Origin of the sequence: Belliella alkalica (genome assembly GCF_022549785.1) — a bacterium.
GTDB lineage: Bacteria > Bacteroidota > Bacteroidia > Cytophagales > Cyclobacteriaceae > Belliella > Belliella alkalica.
On the sequence record NZ_JAKZGO010000019.1, the window covers coordinates 57,172 to 77,183 of the forward strand.

The 20,012-nt window shown below is 36.1% G+C and carries 14 protein-coding genes; 10 read left to right on the plus strand and 4 right to left on the minus strand.

Annotated elements, in window-relative coordinates; genetic code table 11:
* Window positions 1–6: 6 nt before the first annotated feature.
* From MM213_RS17450 to MM213_RS17460, 3 genes are all read right to left on the minus strand, one after another.
* On the minus strand, window positions 7–3,186 hold the full coding sequence (locus MM213_RS17450) for a SusC/RagA family TonB-linked outer membrane protein (protein ID WP_241414180.1): 3,180 nt from the start codon (window positions 3,184–3,186) through the stop codon (window positions 7–9).
* A gap of 84 nt (window positions 3,187–3,270) precedes the next feature.
* Complete coding sequence (locus MM213_RS17455) at window positions 3,271–4,572, minus strand: TlpA family protein disulfide reductase (protein WP_241414181.1); 1,302 nt, start codon at window positions 4,570–4,572, stop codon at window positions 3,271–3,273.
* 1,206 nt (window positions 4,573–5,778) lie between these two features.
* Window positions 5,779–5,985: a hypothetical protein gene (locus MM213_RS17460; RefSeq protein ID WP_241414182.1), complete on the minus strand. Its 207-nt coding sequence runs from the start codon at window positions 5,983–5,985 to the stop codon at window positions 5,779–5,781.
* A gap of 368 nt (window positions 5,986–6,353) precedes the next feature.
* On the opposite strand from MM213_RS17460, the gene MM213_RS17465 reads away from it, so the two are divergent.
* From MM213_RS17465 to MM213_RS17510, 10 genes are all read left to right on the plus strand, one after another.
* A complete protein-coding gene (locus MM213_RS17465) occupies window positions 6,354–6,692 on the plus strand; it encodes a hypothetical protein (protein WP_241414183.1) in 339 nt (112 codons plus the stop codon).
* Window positions 6,693–7,248: 556 nt separating this feature from the next.
* Window positions 7,249–7,956, plus strand: a complete 708-nt coding sequence (locus tag MM213_RS17470) for a hypothetical protein (protein WP_241414184.1) — start codon at window positions 7,249–7,251, stop codon at window positions 7,954–7,956.
* A 318-nt stretch (window positions 7,957–8,274) separates the two neighbouring features.
* Entirely contained in the window at window positions 8,275–9,180 is a 906-nt protein-coding gene (locus MM213_RS17475) for a hypothetical protein (RefSeq protein ID WP_241414185.1), read from the plus strand.
* Window positions 9,177–9,680 carry an SLATT domain-containing protein gene (locus MM213_RS17480; RefSeq protein WP_241414186.1) on the plus strand — a complete coding sequence of 168 codons (504 nt, stop codon included), beginning with the start codon at window positions 9,177–9,179 and terminating at the stop codon, window positions 9,678–9,680. Before MM213_RS17475 ends, MM213_RS17480 begins: the two co-directional genes overlap by 4 nt.
* Before the next feature lie 156 nt (window positions 9,681–9,836).
* Window positions 9,837–11,870, plus strand: a complete 2,034-nt coding sequence (locus tag MM213_RS17485) for an ATP-binding protein (RefSeq protein WP_241414187.1) — start codon at window positions 9,837–9,839, stop codon at window positions 11,868–11,870.
* Window positions 11,871–12,088: 218 nt separating this feature from the next.
* Window positions 12,089–15,061 carry a type I restriction endonuclease subunit R gene (locus MM213_RS17490; protein ID WP_241414188.1) on the plus strand — a complete coding sequence of 991 codons (2,973 nt, stop codon included), beginning with the start codon at window positions 12,089–12,091 and terminating at the stop codon, window positions 15,059–15,061.
* Entirely contained in the window at window positions 15,048–16,220 is a 1,173-nt protein-coding gene (locus MM213_RS17495) for a restriction endonuclease subunit S (RefSeq protein ID WP_241414189.1), read from the plus strand. Before MM213_RS17490 ends, MM213_RS17495 begins: the two co-directional genes overlap by 14 nt.
* A 3-nt stretch (window positions 16,221–16,223) precedes the next feature.
* Complete coding sequence (locus tag MM213_RS17500; RefSeq protein ID WP_241414190.1) at window positions 16,224–17,330, plus strand: ATP-binding protein; 1,107 nt, start codon at window positions 16,224–16,226, stop codon at window positions 17,328–17,330.
* Complete coding sequence (locus MM213_RS17505; protein ID WP_241414191.1) at window positions 17,327–18,976, plus strand: type I restriction-modification system subunit M; 1,650 nt, start codon at window positions 17,327–17,329, stop codon at window positions 18,974–18,976. Before MM213_RS17500 ends, MM213_RS17505 begins: the two co-directional genes overlap by 4 nt.
* Window positions 18,977–19,046: 70 nt before the next feature.
* Window positions 19,047–19,772 carry a hypothetical protein gene (locus MM213_RS17510; protein WP_241414192.1) on the plus strand — a complete coding sequence of 242 codons (726 nt, stop codon included), beginning with the start codon at window positions 19,047–19,049 and terminating at the stop codon, window positions 19,770–19,772.
* Window positions 19,773–19,856: 84 nt separating this feature from the next.
* Here MM213_RS17510 and MM213_RS17515 read toward each other — a convergent pair.
* The coding region (locus MM213_RS17515) for an ATP-binding protein (RefSeq protein ID WP_241414196.1) at window positions 19,857–20,012 on the minus strand (156 nt) is incomplete at its 5' end.

Sequence of the window (20,012 nt, forward strand, 5' to 3'; positions counted from 1 at the left end):
TTTAAATTATAAATCTATTCTTACTCCAAAAGCAAAACTTTTCAGTGGCCTCATAGTCCTAAAATCTGGGTCAATCGGCAAATCTGTATGCTTCCATAACAGTCCTAGATTGTTTACAAAGGCATAAAGCTCTAGCCTATTGAAACCTTTTATTTCATCGAAGAGGTACGAGACCCTTACATCTTGTAACCTGATATGATCTCCCCTTTCCACCAGTATTTCTGAATAACGGTACATATTATCCCGATTTGCATTAAGTCCTAAGGGCATGGAAGGTACTTGGGTGCTCAATTCATCCCCTGGATTTCTCCATCTGTTCCCAAAATCTTCATGACCTAGGTCTCCATTGAATAGGCTGTTGTAAAGGATTGAACTCCTTCTGAATACATGGCCAAATCTGTAAGTGATATTAGCGGAAAGGCTAAAACCTTTATAGGAAAAATTATTTGAAACAGTTCCCACAGAAGTAGGTCGAGCCGACCCATTGAAAATGATAGACTCAGGCGTAGCTTCATTGAAAATGGCAGTATAGTTATCACTAGGTTCGCCATCGAGCATTCCCATTGGGTTTCCATTATCTGGGTTCAAGCCTCCCCATGGGTAAGAGTAAACAGAAAAGAGAGGTCTTCCTTCAAATGGAAAAATTAAATCTGAACCCCCAGCAAATGCCAAATAGTTTGATACTGATGCTTGTGTTTCATAACCTGTTACTCGGTCTCTTACATGATTGTAAATCAATGAAGCATCCCATCTAATCGCCCTTTGCACGATTTTTCCTCTGATGATCATGTCCAAACCTTGTGTCTTTGAACTGGCAAAATTCCCTCTGTAAGTAAGCACACCTGATGATGGCGCCATAGGAATTGTCCCGAAAAGATCAACTCCGTTTTTGATGTAGTATTCAAAGGAGCCAGACAAACGTCCTGATTTTGATTCGAAATCCAAACCGAAATTGGTCATCTGAATCTGCTCCCAGCGAAGATTTTCATTTGGAGGATTTAAAACCTGGGCATATGGAAGCCTTGAGACTGGATTAAAATTGCCCTGCATCGCAGATGCTGTAGTAAATGCTGTTACTGTTCTATCAATATTTCCACTAAATCCATAAGTACCTCTTAGTTTTAAATATGGTACTGCCACCCAGCTATAAAAACCCTCTTCACTAAGTATCCAAGCCAAACCTGTAGACCAAAGCGGTACTGCCCTTTGATTGGCCCTGACACCAAAAAGGTTGGAAGCATCATTCCTTGCGCTAGCTGAAAATATGTATTTCTTGTCATAAGTGTATGAAGCATTGGCAAAGGCTGAGACAAAACGATCTATGCTTCCCGAGTGGCCTCCACCATAAGGGATGTTTGCTAATCTATTGTTGTGAAAAGTCCTAAACCTGGTGAAGTAGTCGACATTTTCAGAGTTGGCAAATCGCTCAGAATAGCCATAGTATCGAATGCGATCAGTATTTGATGTCCAATCTTTGAGTTCTCCCCCACCTAATGCAGATACTTGGTGCTTTCCAATCTTCTTATTGTAAGTTAATTGTGCTCTTACAGTATGGCTTTTTGCAAAGATATCTGACTTGTTATAGATTGCTCCTATAGGAATTGCCCTGCTTAGTTGCCCATCTGGCTCGACTTGTGTAAAGCGATTGATCAAATCCCTTACTTCGAATGTTTCCTGAGAGACTATCTCTTTGTTGTTGGCGGCATTCTGCCAGTATTGATATTGTAGGTCTAGTTTGAGATCCTTGCTGACCTTATATTGCAAAGCCATATTTGCCCTTAGGTCTGTATTCTGCTGTCTATCGTTTCTCATCCCAATTTCCTCAATAGGTACAAAAGTCCAATCAAGCAAGAATGGATTGTCTAGACCTTGGATGTACCTTTTAGAGAGCCCTTGGATCACTGGTAAGGCATTGCCTGCTTCGTCAGCCAGTCGATCATATGGGAAGAGATCTGGCAATTTGGTGGTCTCCACATTATTTCTTTGGGCATAATAAACTCCTAGATTAAGTGTAAGTCGATCATTTGCAAGGTTCCATGTATTTTGGGTAGATAATGTTATTCTGTCATTTTTGTTTCCTACTATACTAGCCCTATTTTGATCATAGCCCAATGATACAACATATTGATGCGTAGCAGTCCCTCCACTCAATGATGCTGAGTGTTGCTGATTGATTTGGGGTTGGTAGAAATGTCTATTCAGTTCACTCCTGGTATCGATACTTTGGAGTGCTGCCAATCTCTCATCATATTCTCCCTGTGAGATTATCCCATCTCGAAGCTGTATCATCAGTTCCACCCCTGGAGAGAGTGTTTGCCTGTCTATGCTAACTTCTCTGGATTGATAAAACCCTCGGTCAAATAGTGTCCTTTCTACTCCGATAAAGTCTGAAATTTCCATCCTAGGGGCATAAAATAAATCTGGAGCCTCTATGAAGTTGGTATTGGTGTTGAAACTGAATTTCGGCTTGGTTGCAGCTTGCCCTTTTTTGGTGGTAATGACAATGACGCCATTACCAGCTCTTGCTCCCCAAATAGAGGCTGCCGCTGCATCTCTAAGTACGGTGATAGACTCTACATCATTGGGATTGATGCTTTCCAATGGCCCATCATAAGGGAAATTGTCAATCACAATCAAAGGATTGGCATTCGCTGATATGGTGGATCTACCCCTGATGCTGATTGGGTCTCCACCTCCTGTTCGGTTAAATACCAGCCCGGGAGTCACATCTTCAAGTCTATCCAAAAGATTGGTAGATATTCGGCGATTGAGGAGTTCATTATCAACTTGAGCAAATGAGCCCGTAGCTCTTTCCTTGGGCAATTCCTCATAACCTGTGGAAACAATTTCAAAAGCTTCCATACTAAATCCTTCCTCCTTTAGATAAATTTGGATAGGTTCAGAAATAGGAACAGAAATAGTTTTCTCTACAGTAGCATAACCCAAGTAGGATACTCTCAAAACAATATCCCCTGATGGAAGATTGAGTTCAAACACACCTTCTTCATCCGTTACAACTCCCCTGCTACTTCCTTTGAGGATGACCATTGCGCCAGGGACGGCTTCTTGGTTTTCAGTGTTTACCTTCCCTGTTACGGAATAAGTGGATTGTGCTTTTAGCTGCTGGATGCTAAGAAATAGCAATATGCAGATAAGTGAATATTTGATAAATTGTTTACTGTACATGTTTGGTCATAATATTTGGTTGGTTTTTAATTATTGATGAGTAAGAATTCCTTTCCCATTTAGGAAAGTACCAGACGCATTAACTTATTGGTTAGATTGAATATGAAGGACATCAATTTCCACGTCCTTTTCGACTAACTTCAAATTGTAAATAGCCAATGCCTTTTGTAAATCTTCCAGGTTAAAAAGATTGCCTTCAAGTCGAAGGTCAATTGGAAAGTCTATGCCTGTTTGGTTGATTACCGGTCTGGGATACCTATTCAGGTTTTTGATATTGAGAAGGCTGATGAACGATTCAATTTCACAATATTCCATAATCAACTCGGTGAAACCTGCCTTATTGACTCTTAAATTTTTGTTAGACTTTAGATGATTAATATTTTCACCTTCATAAATCAGCGCATACACAGGCCAATTAGCTTGTTCAATTCTGACTTTGTATTCTGGAAATAGTAGGTCCAAAGCATTTTCAATTATCTGATCTCTCTTTGGGAGTAAAAATTGTGGAATGATAAATTCCACATTATGTCCATTTCCATCATTCAACCAATTCAAGAATTGAGTACCACTATACCCAGGCTTAAGTTTTTCTTGAACTGCCAAGTCCATTTTTATTCTATTAGTTCCAAAAAATCTCTCATTTGGCTTATCCCAATATGCATATGAGAATATATTTATCAAGGGCATATTGACTAAAGATATCACCAGTGGCTTATCATCGATTCCCCAATTCACTTTAGCAAAGAGATCTATTCCTGCAACATAGGGTGATTTGGAAATTTGAAATTCAAGAACATCTTTGAATACTTCTGAATTTTCTAAAAATATTGGTGTGGTAGCATTAAAGCTAATTTCCTCATAAACCTTGTTCTCGAAATTGATTTCGCCATTATCAATGTAGCTTTTGATATTTTCTGCGGTAACATCCTTTCCTTCAGAGATACCTACTACTTCACTATCTCCATTGACCCAAACATAATTCGGCAATGACTTATGGGGGAGCATTCTTCTTAGAATATTATCCCCATACACCATAGGCTTTTTGATATCCTTCAGCTTAGCCATACGTGAAAAGAGCTTTTCTACTTCTTCCTTGTCTTGATAAGTCACAGGAAGGATGGCCAGGTCATCACCGAAAGCCTTATCCAAACTATCAAGCTTCGGAAAAGAAGCCACACAGGGAGCACACCAAGTCGCCCAGAAATCAAGGATCAATAATTTGCCTTTGAAGTCAGAGATCAATATTTCACCAGAAGAATGGTTCAAAACATTGTCAAATTTGAGATTGGGAATCTTGTCTCCTATGTCTAAAGGCTCAAGTTTCTGCTGTCCTAAAGCATAAATAGACAGCAGCAAGGCAATCAGTAATGTTATTTGTTTCTTCATTATTTCAGTTGATTTGTGATTAGTTTATTGGGTTATCTGTTGAGAAGTTGATTTGAGCAGCTCCCTTTATGATCAGAATATGGATAAAAGGTCTTGGGTCAGAATCTATCTCTGATACTATATCTGTATTCATGGTTAATTTGGGCTATTGGGTATTAGTTGATTGGGTTATTAGGTGTTAGAAGGTTTGAAGGTTTGAAAGTTGGGGTCATAGATTGGAAGATTATAAGATTTGAAAATTGAAAGATTAGGATGTTGTTGATTTATGGATATTAGTGCTTAGTTATTAAGTTGTGGTTTGGTGAAGACATTCGAGGTTTTGAAACCTCAAAGGACTCATCAAGAAGAAAAGGAGGCCGGCAGGTTAGAGAGTGGAATCAGAGCCGGCCTGGGGAGCTATGGAGCGCACTCCCCCACTCCTCCGTCCAGTAGCAGCGTCACCTTCTGTGTCTCCGTACTACTTGGGTTTATATTCATCGCTTAACCTTATGAAGAAAGTTGGACGGGGAGGCCTTGTTATTTAAAATTGGAAGATTGGAAGATTGTAGATTTAAGAACTTGGCTATGGCGGATTTGGAGGTCTGGTGTATTTCATAGGGTTATGGATTGGATTATTGGTTGAATAGGTTATCTGTTTTAGGGGAAGTCACATCGACCAAAGGGGCCTGTCCCGCAGACTTGCGGGAAGATGTCTCGTAATAGTATTCTTTACTAAATCGCTTTATTATTGTCTTTCTGCTCGCCTCACGCCCCCCAAGAAAACCCCAGCGCAGTGCGCAGCAATGTGGACCGCTGCCAACCAGTTTAGCATCACTTGTTTTTAGGGTTAGAAATTGAAGACACTGGCTGAGGGTTGTAGCTTTAAATCTTAGTCCCGATAGCTATCGGGAAAATTTAAGATTTGACATAGAGGTATCCTTTGATCATCTTGGGGATGATTGAGGCTTTACTTTTCACTTTGTTCCTTGGGTTATGAATCCTTTCTTGTAAAAAAAGGGCATAGGTGTATCAGGCTAGAAGAACTTGCGTTTTTTCCAGCTGGTACGGGAACAGGGAATAGTTCCTGATGGCTAATAAATGGGGATCTTTCCGATGGTGCTTCTGCAGGAGCGATGGGATCGGGAAGGTGCAAGGACATCCATGGCGTAGCGACCTTGGAAAAACATATCTGGGTAGATGCCTAGTCTCACATTGGGTAAAGTAGGTTTAGATAGGGTTCTTGGGCTTGCGCTCAAAGAGGATATCGAAGGCTGAGAGGCCTGGATCTCCTGTTGGTTTGAGGGATTCTGTCTGATCAGAAAGGTAGTTTTTTCCAGACTCGCATAGCAAAGCAAACAGGCACAATCCAGCCCCTCCAAATAAATCGGAGAAAGGTTGAATGATCAGGTGGCTGTATATTTTGCTCGATTTCATGGATGGAAAATATTAAAACGAGTAATAAAGAGGAAAAAGCGTTTCTCCCAAAAAATGGAAGGGCAGGCATTTCTCCTAATTCTAATGTCACACGGCTCTGACAAAGCCACCCTTATTTCTAAGGGTTCCGAACATTAGGCATAAAAGAGAGAGCCCACCCTATTTGCAAATATAGGGATATGGCTCGTCTCACTTACCCTCGTTCGGAAAATTGTCAGATTTTGTGACGAGGCTCGTAAAACGAATATTTATTTAATAATAAGTTTTATTCTTAGTTATTAGATTTTAACATGCTGCTAATCTAATAAATAAATTTGAGATACGGAATACCGTAACTGAAAAAAAATTAATTTTTTTTCCTTGTAGCTATGGTAAACCAAGATCCAAGAATAATAAAAGGCAAAATCTCTATTTTCTTGCAAACTAAAATAGCGGAAGATGCAACAAAGAAGAAGCAATTAGAAGATCAAAACCATCGAATCCCTAAAGGTTTAAACTTTGAAGCTCAAGAGTTAGCATTTAATACGGACCTAAGAAAAGCAACAATCTCAGAACTATTAAATTGTAAATCATTAATCAAACTCCCAACTTTATTTGTGATTTTGAATTCATTTAATATGTCGTTTTCTGAATTTGTTTGCATGTATGAAGAAATAACTGATGAAAATGCACTTAAACAATATGAAAAAGTGAGAAGTGTTAGGTAATTGGATTGCTTGACATTATTCTGCTGACTAATTCTTAAGGTTTCTTGATAAAAATACTCTTATCAGTATATTTTTTGTTTTGAGGAGGAATGTGTGTATAGGATGCCTTTTACTTTTTGCCTTGATGCAAAAAGTAACCAAAAAATCAAGACGAAGATATCCTATCAGCGCTCAATCCAGCCGCCGGCCTGGATCTCCGTCGTCCTACCCGCGTTAGGCGGTAAGCAGTAGAAGAGACAGAAAGTTGTTTTATCACAGTTAATTTTTTAAATTCCTCTTAAATGGGGCTTTTTTTTTAGTTTTTTACTTTAAAAATACCAACTAGTTGGTATTTTATGTTTGGATGGAAATGGGTAGGTTTGGGAATAAAGAAATATCCGCCATGATGGCGTGAAGAGACTCATTGTAGCCAATTTTAATAAATACACCTAATAAATTTAAACATATGTCAATTTGTATTGTAATTGCAGTTCCAGATGGTATTGCATTAGCTGCTGACAGTCAGACAACCTGGAATCAAACAATTACTCAAGCTCAACAACTTGGGACTAACCAAATGTTCGACCTTGCTCAACCTATCAATATTCCTGTAAGTTGGTCGAGAATGGCTAGGAAGCTTTTTAATGTTAAAGTAAATGATGTCAATTTTGCTATTTGTATTGCAGGGACCGCATTACTAAACAATAAAACCATTTCTTCAATTTTTAAGACATTAGAAAAGAGCTATCAAGGTGACGGAACATTCGACAATGTAACTAGACACTTTATAGATGGTCTAAAAAGCGAACTCAAGAGACAACTCAATACAGAAAATCTTGCAACAGCTCAAATCATACTAAATGTAGAATTCATTATAAGTAGTTACATTGAGAACGAAGTTTCAAAACCACGAATAGAAAGTTGGGTTGTATTCTCAGGAACTGTAGAATTGGACAACGGTCAACTACTAAACACAGGCGAATTTAAAAAGTGGACAAACTTTGTAGATGGACAACACACTTTTGGTGGATGTTGGATTGGTAGAGCTGAATTTATATCTCACTTAGTTACGCACAATAACCCTGAGTTACCTCCCATACAAGGACAATATGAATTGTTATCACTAGCAGACGCTGTTGATTATACAAAATTCCTTGTGGAGTATACATGCGACTATCAAAGATTTGCTATAATGGTTCCTGATTGTGGAAAACCAATTATTAGTGCGACACTTACGCCAGAAACGTATGACGAAGAAATTATCAAAGAGAAAAACTGGCTATAGTCGCATAGATGGCTGTGAGCCATAAACCCACAGTTTGTCCTGCCTAAGCGGGAGTGCGCCTCTCACGATTTGTCCCGAGTATAGGACCATTGATCGGGGCTATCATCGGCATACGGGTCTCCCCGAATCAGGTTCGGGGTAGGCTACCTCCACTACAATCCGGCTCCTCGCTAAAATGATTCTTATGAATAAAGTTGGAGTTGGGGAATTAAAAAGCCTCCCGATATTTATCGGGAAGGACTGACCAATCAGGATTTAGGCCTCGAAATCAGCTCAAATTGAGGATTTTGATTATGTAAGTAAGATTTTAATAAAAACATGAAACAGAATAAAATAATTACAAAAACAGAGTTTATTGACTTTTATGATCCACTCTTAAAAGGATATAGTGAAAGCTTTAAAAATTATATCGTTTCTAAAGACATCCTGCTTAACCTATTATTTGAGCAAAATGAAGATGTAACAATTGTTGATCTTCAACAAGCTATAGATAAGCAAACTGACAATTATATACAATCATTTATTTGTAGATTATTAGGTACTCGTGAAATAATATTTTGTAGGGACAACAATTTGCAACTTGACACAAAATCTGTATGGCATTTACTCTCTAAATCAATAAGGATAATTCCAACAACTTTCACTATATCATCAATTGGATCACAAGGCTTTTTATCAATTCCACTATATAAAAAAGACAATACTTTAGAAACCTTTGATTTTTTGCGACTACACATATGGGATGATTCTCTAAATGATTACATGGACTTAAAAAAAGTTGAAGATTTTTCAATCCATTCACATACATTTTTTGCAAAAAGTTGGGTCTTAACAGGCAAAATAATCAATGACAGATTTGAGTATATAAAAAATTCCCCAATTGCAAAACATTCATTTTTCAAAGTAGTCTATAACGATTCTTTGAATGAAGTTAACCAACACAACTCCAAAGCTGTGAATAATAATATTGATGCAGAACTCATTAAAGTTAGCGAAGAAGTTCATTACGATCTGGCAGTTTATGAGATTAAACCAAGCAAGCTTCATAAATCAGGTCATAAAAATTCGCCATATTGCTCTGCAACAATTTTTTCATTTACAGGAAAAGATGGTCTAGGGGAATCTTTTGTCATTGGTCCAAAACAAATAACGGAATCTGAAGTAAATAGAAAAATGAATATCTCTCCAGTATATCTATTGGACAAAATTGACAGTCAATTATGAGTAAAAAAGAACTTATGCTTTTAGATTGGATGAGAAAGGTTCACCAACTTGAATACGCTCATTGCTTTCAATCTGTATCTTTCAGCAAAACGGAGCGACGGACCGGGATATGGGCATTTATCTTATCTACAGTTGTAGCTTTTACTTATCGATTTCCGTTTGTAGACTACCCTTGCGTCAAAGAATACATTTTACCTTTCATTTTGTTTATTGTTGCAATCTTAACCGGGTATCAATCATTTATTAGACCTGGAGAAAAAGCAGAGAAACATCGAGAATTAGGAATTGAATATGAAAGAATTCGTCACCAGATTGAAACTATTTTGACAATATTTATGGCTCATCCAGAGCTTGACGACCACATTCAGACTGTTAAAAACAGATGGGACTCTATGAAGACCCAATATGTAAAAGAGAACCATTATAATGACGCAAAAAAGAAGGTAATATCTTTTAATAAATACCCAAAGGAGTTGGACTTTCTTTTAGACTACAAATAAAGCTATTTCCTATCAAGAAGATATATAGAAATTCCACCATCTAATTTCATTATATTATGAGACACTTTGTGTCAATTGAATTCTATACTTCAGTATTATTAAGTTTTTTGGATATATTATGGAAGAATTTCGAAATTGATAATTTTGATTAAAAAGATGAAAAGAAAATTAACGACAAATTCAAGATTAGTCAACGAACTTTTTGCAAGTTACATCAGTACATTTACTGCATTTTGCGAGTTAATAAATAATTCAATTCAAGCAAAAAGTAAAAATATTTGGATTGACTTAGATTATACACTTGAAAATGAAGTTCATCCATTAGCAATAAAAAAAATAGCAATTAAGGATGATGGAATTGGTGTACATAATTCTGAGATAGAGCGAAAATTACTTGATATTGGAACAGCTAATAAGGACGGTGGTAAAGGAATTGGTAGATTTGCATCATTTCAAATAGGACAAAAAATTGAAATAGAAACAATAGCATATTCAGATATTTATAAGAATTTTTCAAAAGCATTCATCCCCTTATTTTTTAATGATTTTGGTAAAAATATTAATGTTTCAGAAGTACAAGTAGACACTAAAGAAGAAATTTTAAAAGGAAAAAATCACACTCCATTTTATAAGGTGACAATTTCAAATCTTTATGATTCTACCATAACAGATACTGAGCCCAAGAAAAAAATTATAGACAAATTTTTAATTCCGAATATAGCTGATGCAATTTTTGAACGATATCCTCTAAAAATTTTTAATGAAGAAATAAAATTTCATATAAATGGGAAAAAAATAAACCCCAAAGACTTTGTTTTAAATGAACCAATTAAAAAAGCAACAAAATTTACAGATTCAAAAGGAAAAGAACATAAAGTCCTGTTAGATTTTATGCAAATCAAAAAATATGAAAAAATTAAAGTTTTCCTTACAACATCTAATGCTGGTCTAAATACTATTGCTAAAGGTTTTGAATATGACGCAAGTTGGTTGAGTCCAAAAATTGGAGGTTGGTTTATTTATATTACTTCTCCAACTATATCGGCCGATTTATACAGAAATATTGATTTAGATGATTTAGATGCAGACTGGAAACAGTATAGAAGTTTAATAAAAGATATACTGAACGAGTTTTTTAAAGAAAGAAATACTGAATTTGACAACTTTTCTGAGAAGCTTAAAAGTGATGATTTCTACCCTTACAAAGAAAAATCAAGCTCAAAGTCAAAAATAATATTATTTGATAAACTTGCTTATTTAGTTGAAGATAAATATCATATTCTAAAAGAAGAAAATAAGTTAAGAGAAATTATCTATCCTCTAATTGACAGAACAATATCAAATGGAGAGTTGGATAGAATTCTTGGCAACATATTAAAGCTTAATAAAGTAATGACTTCTAAATTCTCGGATTTACTTGTGAAAACTGATTTAGAAAATATAATTGAATTTTCAGACAAAGTAGCCTCCAAAATTGAAGATATTGAGTTTCTTGAGAAATTAGTATATGGTGAGATTTCTAAAAACGTTAAAGAACGTAAAGAACTTCATAAATATTTAGAAAAAATGTTGTGGGTTTTTGGGGAAGAATTTAATGAAACAACAAGATTATTATCTGATAAAAATCTTGAAAATAATTTAACTCAACTAAGAAATGATTGCTTGACGTTCAAACCCTCAAAAACAAAGGATAATTTAAATCAGAAAATTGAAAAATCTGTAAACTCAATAACTGATTTATTTATGTATCATGAAAGAATTTTAGACTATAAGAAAAGAGAAGTACTTATAGTTGAATTAAAAGCACCAAAAGTAAAGATTAGTCCAAAGGAAATAACTCAAGTAATGAAATATGCTCGACAAATAGAACAATTAAGCTCTCTAAGTGACAATCTAAACTATAAAATATTACTAATCAGCACAGATATTAACCAAGATGCACAATTCGAAATTTCTGGCAGAGTCAAAGATAAAGAGAATCCGTATTTATTTTTCAGAAATGAAAATAAGAATATTGAGGTTTGGATTATGAAATGGTGTGATCTTATAGAAAGTGTAAAAAGAAGGCTAAAGTACATGTCAAATATTTTAGAAACAAAAGATATAGATGTACAAGAAAAGGCGAAGCGAGATTTTGAAGAGATCGATTTTGGAAAAGTGAATTCAACCTTGAAAAAAGTTGCTGTTTAATACTAAATTTAGTCAATTTACTCAATAATGAAACTTCTTCATAAGTCAGGTCGGCTCTATCAACATGTAAAATATTGACTTTTCAAAAATCTCCAAAAGACAATAATTAACCCTCATTCTCCCAAGAAGTTTAATCTTTTAATTCAATCTAAACCTAATTTCCACTAAATTGCTGCTCAAATAGGCATCACTTTTTTTTAAGTTTATTTTGTAAAAGAATGATCAAGGAAAACCAAATTGAAGAAAATCTTGTCAAGCAACTTATTGATCTAAAATATATTTATAGATCTGACATTGTAGATCGTAAATCGCTTGAGCAAAACTTTAGAATCAAATTTGAAGCGCTTAACCGAGTTAGGCTATCTGATAAAGAGTTTTTTAGACTGAGAGAAGATATCATCAAGCCTGATGTATTTGTTGCTTCTAAAATGCTCCGAGAAAGACAATATTTTCAGCGTGAAGATGGAACACCTTTGCATTATACCTTGGTGAACAATAAAGATTGGTGTAAGAACGACTTTGAGGTCATTAATCAATTACGCATTAATACTGAAAACAGCCATCATCGCTTTGATGTCATTTTATTGATCAATGGCTTGCCTACAGTTCAGATAGAACTTAAAAAGGGAGATATTTCGCATAGAAAAGCGATGCAGCAGATCGTGGATTACAAAAACGAACCGGGCAATGGTTACGGAAATTCGCTACTTTGCTTTATGCAGTTATTTATTGTGAGCAATAGTGGGAGAACCCTTTATTTCGCTAATAACAAGAATCAACATTTTGCTTTCAATGCAGACGAACAATTTTTGCCAGTATATGAATTGGCAGATATCGACAATAAAAAAATAAACGGACTCTACGATTTTACCGAAAAACTCCTAACCAAGTGTACGCTTGGGGAAATGATTAGCAAATATATGGTTTTGGTAGAGAGTGAGCAGAAATTGCTCGTCATGCGACCTTATCAAGTGTATGCCGTGAAAGCTATAGTGGATTGCATTCACCAAAACAGAGGGAATGGCTATATATGGCATACCACTGGAAGTGGCAAGACCTTGACTTCTTTCAAAGCATCAACCCTACTAAAGGACAATCCCGATATTGAAAAATGTCTGTTTGTGGTGGATAGAAAAGACCTTGACCGACAAACCCGTGAGGAATTCAATAAATTTCAAGAAGGCAGTGTAGATGAAAACACCAATACCGAAACTTTGGTAAGGCGTTTACTTTCTACCGATTATGCCGACAAGGTAATTGTAACCACTATTCAGAAATTGGGTTTGGCTTTGGACGGTTCGTATAAGAAAAATTACAAAGAACGCCTTGAACCATTGAGTAATAAGCGAATGGTTTTCATTTTTGATGAGTGCCACCGTTCACAGTTTGGTGAAAATCACAAAGCCATTAAAGAGTTTTTTCCAAAAGCGCAATTGTTTGGGTTTACAGGTACGCCTATTTTTGGAGAAAATGCTACCTATCAAATCCGAGAAGGTGAAGAAGCATCTTACAAAACCACTGAGGATATATTTGAACAGCGTTTGCACGCTTACACTATTACGAATGCCATTGATGATAGGAATGTACTGAAATTTCATATTGACTATTTCAAAGGCAAAGGAACACATCAAGCAAAATCAGGCGAACAGATAACGCAACAGGCAGTGGTGGAAGCTATTTTAGACAAGCACAATGCGGCTACCAATTCAAGAAGATTCAATGCGGTATTGGCAACGGCATCTATCAACAACGCCATTGAATATTATCAACTTTTCAAGGACATTCAAAAACAGCGACAAGAAGAAGACCCGAATTTTGAGCCTTTGAATATTGCTTGTGTGTTTTCGCCACCTGCCGAAGGCAACAAAGACATTCAGCAAATTCAAGAGGATTTGGTACAGGAAAAAGAGGATAATAAACAGAATCCCGATGAGAAAAAAGCTGCTCTTAAACTGATTATTGATGATTACAATAGACAGTTTGGCTCAAGCCACAGGATCAACGAATTTGATTTGTATTATCAGGATGTGCAAAGACGCATCAAAGATCATAAATATGCCAACAAAGACTATTCGCATAAGCATAAGATAGACATTACTATCGTGGTAGATATGTTGCTCACAGGTTTTGACAGCAAGTACTTGAATACCTTATACGTGGACAAAAATCTGAAATACCACGGCTTGATTCAAGCATTTTCACGTACCAACCGTGTGCTAAACGATACCAAGCCCTATGGCAATATTTTGGATTTCCGCTCTCAGCAAGATGCCGTAAATACCGCCATTGCCTTGTTCTCAGGCGAAGATAACGGACAAGCCAAAGAAATTTGGTTGGTTGACCCTGCCCCTATGGTGATAGAAAAATACAAAGAAGCAGTTGAAAAATTGGGGGTATTTATGGAAGATCATAATTTAGTAAATGAACCGCAGGAAGTTTACAATATAAAAGGTGATGCCGCTCGAATTGCTTTTGTTAAGAACTTTAAAGAGGTTCAGCGACTCAAAACCCAATTAGACCAATACACTGATATTGACGAAGCGCAGCAAGCACAGATTGAAGCCATTTTGCCAAAAGAAACCTTGCAAGAGTTCCGCAGCTCGTATATAGAAACTGCCAAACAGTTGCGTAAAATACAACAAGAGAAAGGCGATCAAGCACCGCCCGACATCCAGCAATTGGATTTTGAATTTGTGTTGTTTGCCTCTGCCGTGATTGATTACGACTACATAATGAGTTTGATTGCCGATAGCACGCAACAAAAGCCTGCCAAGCAAAAAATGACCAAAGCACAGGTCATTAGCTTGCTGAGTGGTAATGCCAACCTGATGGACGAGCAGGAAGATTTAACCGAATACATCAACAGTTTGGATTGGAACAGCGGACAAGATGTGGAAACGCTACGCAAGGGTTACGAAGCCTTTGTGGTAGAGAAAAACGAAAAGGAATTGGCTGCAATTGCCCATAAACACGGATTGCAAACCTCAGACCTGAAAACCTTTGTAGAAAAGATTCTGAGCCGAATGATTTTTGACGGTGAAAAACTCACCGACTTGTTAGCACCTCTAGAATTGAGTTGGAAAGAACGCAGGGTAAAAGAATTGGCTTTGATGGAAGACTTATTACCTCAATTAAAAAAATTGGCCCAAGGGCGTGAAATATCAGGATTAGCAGCTTATGAGTACAGATAAATTGATACCCGAATTCCGTTTTCCTGAGTTTTTGAATGAGGGGGAGTGGAAGGAAAAGCAATTAGGTGAAATTGCTGAAATAAAAAGAGGTGCTGCTTCTCAACACTTGAGTTACGTTGAGGACAAATCAAAAGGAATTCGTTTGTTAAGAATTAATGATTTTTTGAGTGATACACCTGTTTATGTGAAAGATTCGGACGATATAAAACGCTTTCGAGTCAAAACAAACGATTTATTAATTGCAGGCACTGGAGCCACAGCAGGTATTACATTTATTGTCCCTGAAGAATTTAATGATTTAGCATATAGCTACAATGCACCAAGAATAAGATTAAGCAATAATGACAATTTCTTTATTTACAATTATTTAAAATCTGATTCCATACTAAACCAGCAAAGAAAATTGTTTGTGGGTAATGCACAGCCCTTTTTAGATACTGATGCAATCAGAAGTTTAAAAATTTCTATTCCAAAGTTACTTGAACAACAAAAAATCGCTTCTTGCCTCTTTTCTTTAGATGAATTAATAGCCGCCCAAAGCCAAAAGTTGGATGTACTCAAAGACCATAAAAAAGGCTTGATGCAAAACCTTTTTCCGCAAGCGGGTGAGAAAGTGCCGAAGTATCGGTTTAATGAGTTTGAGAAAGATGGGGAGTGGGTGGAGAAGAAGTTTCAAGAATTATTTGATATTGGAAATGGGAGAGATTATAAGCATTTGGAAAAGGGAGAAATTCCTGTTTATGGTTCGGGTGGTTATATGCTTTCTGTAGATGATTATTTATATGATGGAGAAAGTGTTTGCATAGGTCGTAAGGGAACGATTGATAAACCAATGTTTTTAAGTGGGAAGTTTTGGACGGTTGACACTCTATTCTTCACACATTCATTCAAGGACTGTTTACCAAAGTACATTTTTTATGTTTTTGAAAATATCAATTGGAGAAATCACAATGAGGCAGGTGGGGTTCCTAGTTTGTCAAAAACAAATATTTACAAAATTGAAATTATGGTTCCCCCAACCATTCAAGAACAACAAAAAATCGCTTCTTGTCTTTCGTCTCTAGATGCCCTTATCGCAGCACAGGGTGAGAAAATTGAGCAATTGCAATTGCACAAAAAAGGCTTGATGCAGGGTTTGTTTCCGAAAATTAATGATTAGAAGATGGCTACAGAAGTACATACAATTGAGAGTTTAGCTACATTTGCTCAAAACATAAGAGAAAGCAATAAAAGATTTACATTGGTTTATGCCTATAATGGAACAGGTAAAACAAGACTTTCTACAGAGTTTAAAGAGTTGGGGAAACAAACAGAAGGGAAAGAAAGGGACACGTTATATTTCAATGCCTTCACCGAAGATTTATTTTGGTGGAATAATGACTTGGATGGTGATAGTGAACGGTATCTGAATATTAATACAACATCAACTTTTTTTGATGATTTAGAAGGTTCGTCAATTGATGATAGGATAAGACCCTTATTACGACAATTTTTCGATTTCAACTTTCGGACGAATATTGAAGAAAGTAAAGTTGTTTTCAGCAAGGAAATTATAATTGATGGTAACTCGGTTACATTACCTAATATTAAAATTTCAAGAGGAGAAGAAAGGATTTTTATTTGGTGCTTTTTTCTTGCAATTGCTCAAATTGCCTTAGAGAAACAAGAACCTTATGAATGGGTTGACTATTTATACATTGACGACCCTATTTCTTCTTTAGATGATATAAACGTAATTGCTGTTGCACATTTCCTTGGTCGAATTCTTAAATCAGATAACAACAAAGTAAAAACTGTTATATCAACGCACCACTCTTTATTTTTTAATGTGCTGTGCAATGAACTAGGTAGTGGTGCTAGAAAACTATTATTGAGAAATGGTTCAGATGGGTATAACTACAAATGGACTAGCGATACGCCATTTATTTACCACATTTCAGTCATTCAACAGTTAGATAAAGCAATCAAAGAAGATAAATTGTACACCTATCATTTTAATATCCTTCGAAATGTATTAGAAAAGGCAGCGAATTTTCACGGTTTCAGTTCTTGGAAGGACTGCATAGTCATATCTGATGATGATGAGGAAGGAACACTTCGAAGTAGAATGATTAATGTAATGAATCACGGTGGCTATTCATTATTTGAACCAACTGAAATGGTTGAACAGAACAAAGGAATTTTCGGAGAAATTTTTGAAAATTTTAAAAGAAACTACAAGTTCAATGATGAACTATTTAATGAACCGCAAGAGACACAAGAATTATGACATTAAAAGACCAAAAACAATTAGGTAAAACCCTTTGGGATATAGCAGACAACTTGCGAGGAGCAATGAATGCAGATGATTTTCGTGATTATATGCTCTCGTTTCTTTTTTTGCGGTACTTGTCGCACAATTACGAAGAGTCTGCCAAAAAAGAATTGGGTTCAGACTATCCAGATGAGACTCCACGTGACGTAAAGTCTCAACTCAAAGTTAATTCACCTTTACAAATCTGGTATTTGGAAAATAAAGAAGATATTCAGGAGTTCGAAGCGCAGATGCGTAGAAAAGTGCATTATGTGATTAAACCCAAATACTTGTGGAGCAACATCAGCGAAATGGCTCGTACCCAAAACGGTGATTTATTGGTAACCTTAGAAAAAGGGTTTAAATACATTCAAGAAGAATCTTTTGACAGTGCTTTTCAAGGATTGTTTTCAGAAATCAACCTGAACTCAGAAAAGCTCGGCAGGACACCTACCGAGCGAAATAAAAAGCTTTGTATCATCATTCAAAAAATATCAGAGGGTATTGCCAATTTTTCTACCGATTCAGATACACTTGGAGATGCCTATGAATATTTGATTGGTCAGTTTGCTGCAGGTTCGGGCAAAAAAGCAGGAGAGTTTTATACACCCCAACAAATATCCACCATTCTTTCAGAAATCGTTACCCTTGATAGTCAAGACCCAACAAGCGGTAAAAAGAATAAACTAAATAAAGTGTTTGATTTTGCCTGTGGCTCAGGTTCCTTATTGCTCAATGTAAGAAAGAGAATCAAAGACAATGGCGGAAGTGTTGGTAAAATATACGGACAAGAAAAAAACATCACCACCTACAACCTTGCCCGAATGAATATGCTCTTGCACGGAATGAAAGATACCGAGTTTGAGATTTTCCACGGAGACACCTTAGAAAATCAATGGCAAATTCTCAATGAGATGAACCCAAGCAAAAAGGTAGAGTTTGATGCCATAGTTGCCAATCCACCTTTTAGTTTGCGTTGGGAACCAAACGATACCTTGGCAGAAGATTTCCGTTTCAAAAGTTACGGTTTAGCACCAAAATCAGCAGCCGATTTTGCTTTCTTATTACACGGTTTTCACTTTTTAGGAAAAGAAGGCACAATGGCTATTATTTTACCCCACGGGGTTTTATTCAGAGGCGGAGCAGAACAACGCATCAGAACGAAATTATTAAAGGATAATCATATTGATACGGTCATTGGTTTGCCTTCCAACTTGTTCTATTCGACAGGAATTCCCGTTTGTATTTTGGTGTTGAAAAAATGCAAGAAGCAAGATGATGTATTATTCATCAACGCTAGTGAGCATTACGAAAAAGGTAAACGACAAAACACTCTAAGAGAAGGCGAAGAAGACGAGCCAAACGACATTCAGAAAATCGTTGAAACTTATAAACACCGACCTGAAAACGTGGAGCGATACGCTCGTAGGGTTTCAATGGAAGAAATCGAAAAGAACGGCTACAACTTGAATATTTCAAGGTACGTAAGCACATCTGAAGATGAAGTGAATATTGATCTTAAGGATGTAAACAGAAAACTGACTTCGATTAATGAAAAAATCAAAGAAAACACCGACAAACACAATCAATACTTAAAAGAATTGGGCTTGGATTTGATCTAGAACTTTATTTCAAAGTTGTTATTAGATACTCAAGAAAAGATCATATTATCAAAATGCTTATTCGAAAAAAATGGAAATATTCACTGAACTAAAATCCCTATATGATCTGATTAAAGAACATTTAGGGGTTTTACTTTCTTTTTTACTGGGTGCAACATTTACCATTGCTTTTACGAAGATACAAAGAAAGCGACAAAGTACTAATTTGAGAAAATTATACTTGATGTGGTTTAATCTCTCCAAGAATAATATTTTAAATCAGCTGTCACTTATCAAATCCTATGTAGATGAAATAAAAAAAGGAACTTTAGGAAGCTCGATATTGAAATTAAACATTTTGAGGATTGAAGTGCTTCTTACTTTTGAATATGAAAAATTGTTTGAGGCTTTTGTCTATGACCGACGTGGTAATCAAGATGAAAATGCCAAGCAAATTTTTCAACTTACAGGAAATGTTCAATACTTGGTGATTTCTGTTGAAGCCATCAAATCGAAGTTTGAGAAATCTCAAGATCATTATCAAGATTGGCAGTCAAGATTTAATAAAGATCTGATAGATTTTAATGAATTGATCTTCAATTATTTTACCCAATATCGAAAGAATATGGGTGCGTTTTTAGAAGGTATTACAGAAATAAAAATCAATTTTAAAGAAAAATACAGTATCAATCCTCCTACAGATAAAGTGATCTCAGAATTGGTAAAACCCATTGAAAATATAATCCACGATCATTTAGTGTATGAAAGTGATTCCAAAATCTTAAAAGACATAAAGCGAAAATGTCAGGATGTTTAATCCGATGATCTTGACCACCAATCCGGTCATTCTGACCACCCCTTCTTTTTGGGTTTTCAGTTACCGTTTTAACGGCAATTAAAGTTATTGTTTTTTTCTCATTGATTCACCTTTTAGCTCTATTCTGTGTGCTGTATGAACGAGTCTGTCAAGAATGGCATCAGCAATGGTACTGTCACCTATAGTTTCGAACCATTTTGTGACAGGAAGCTGTGATACAACTATTGTAGAAGCTCTTCC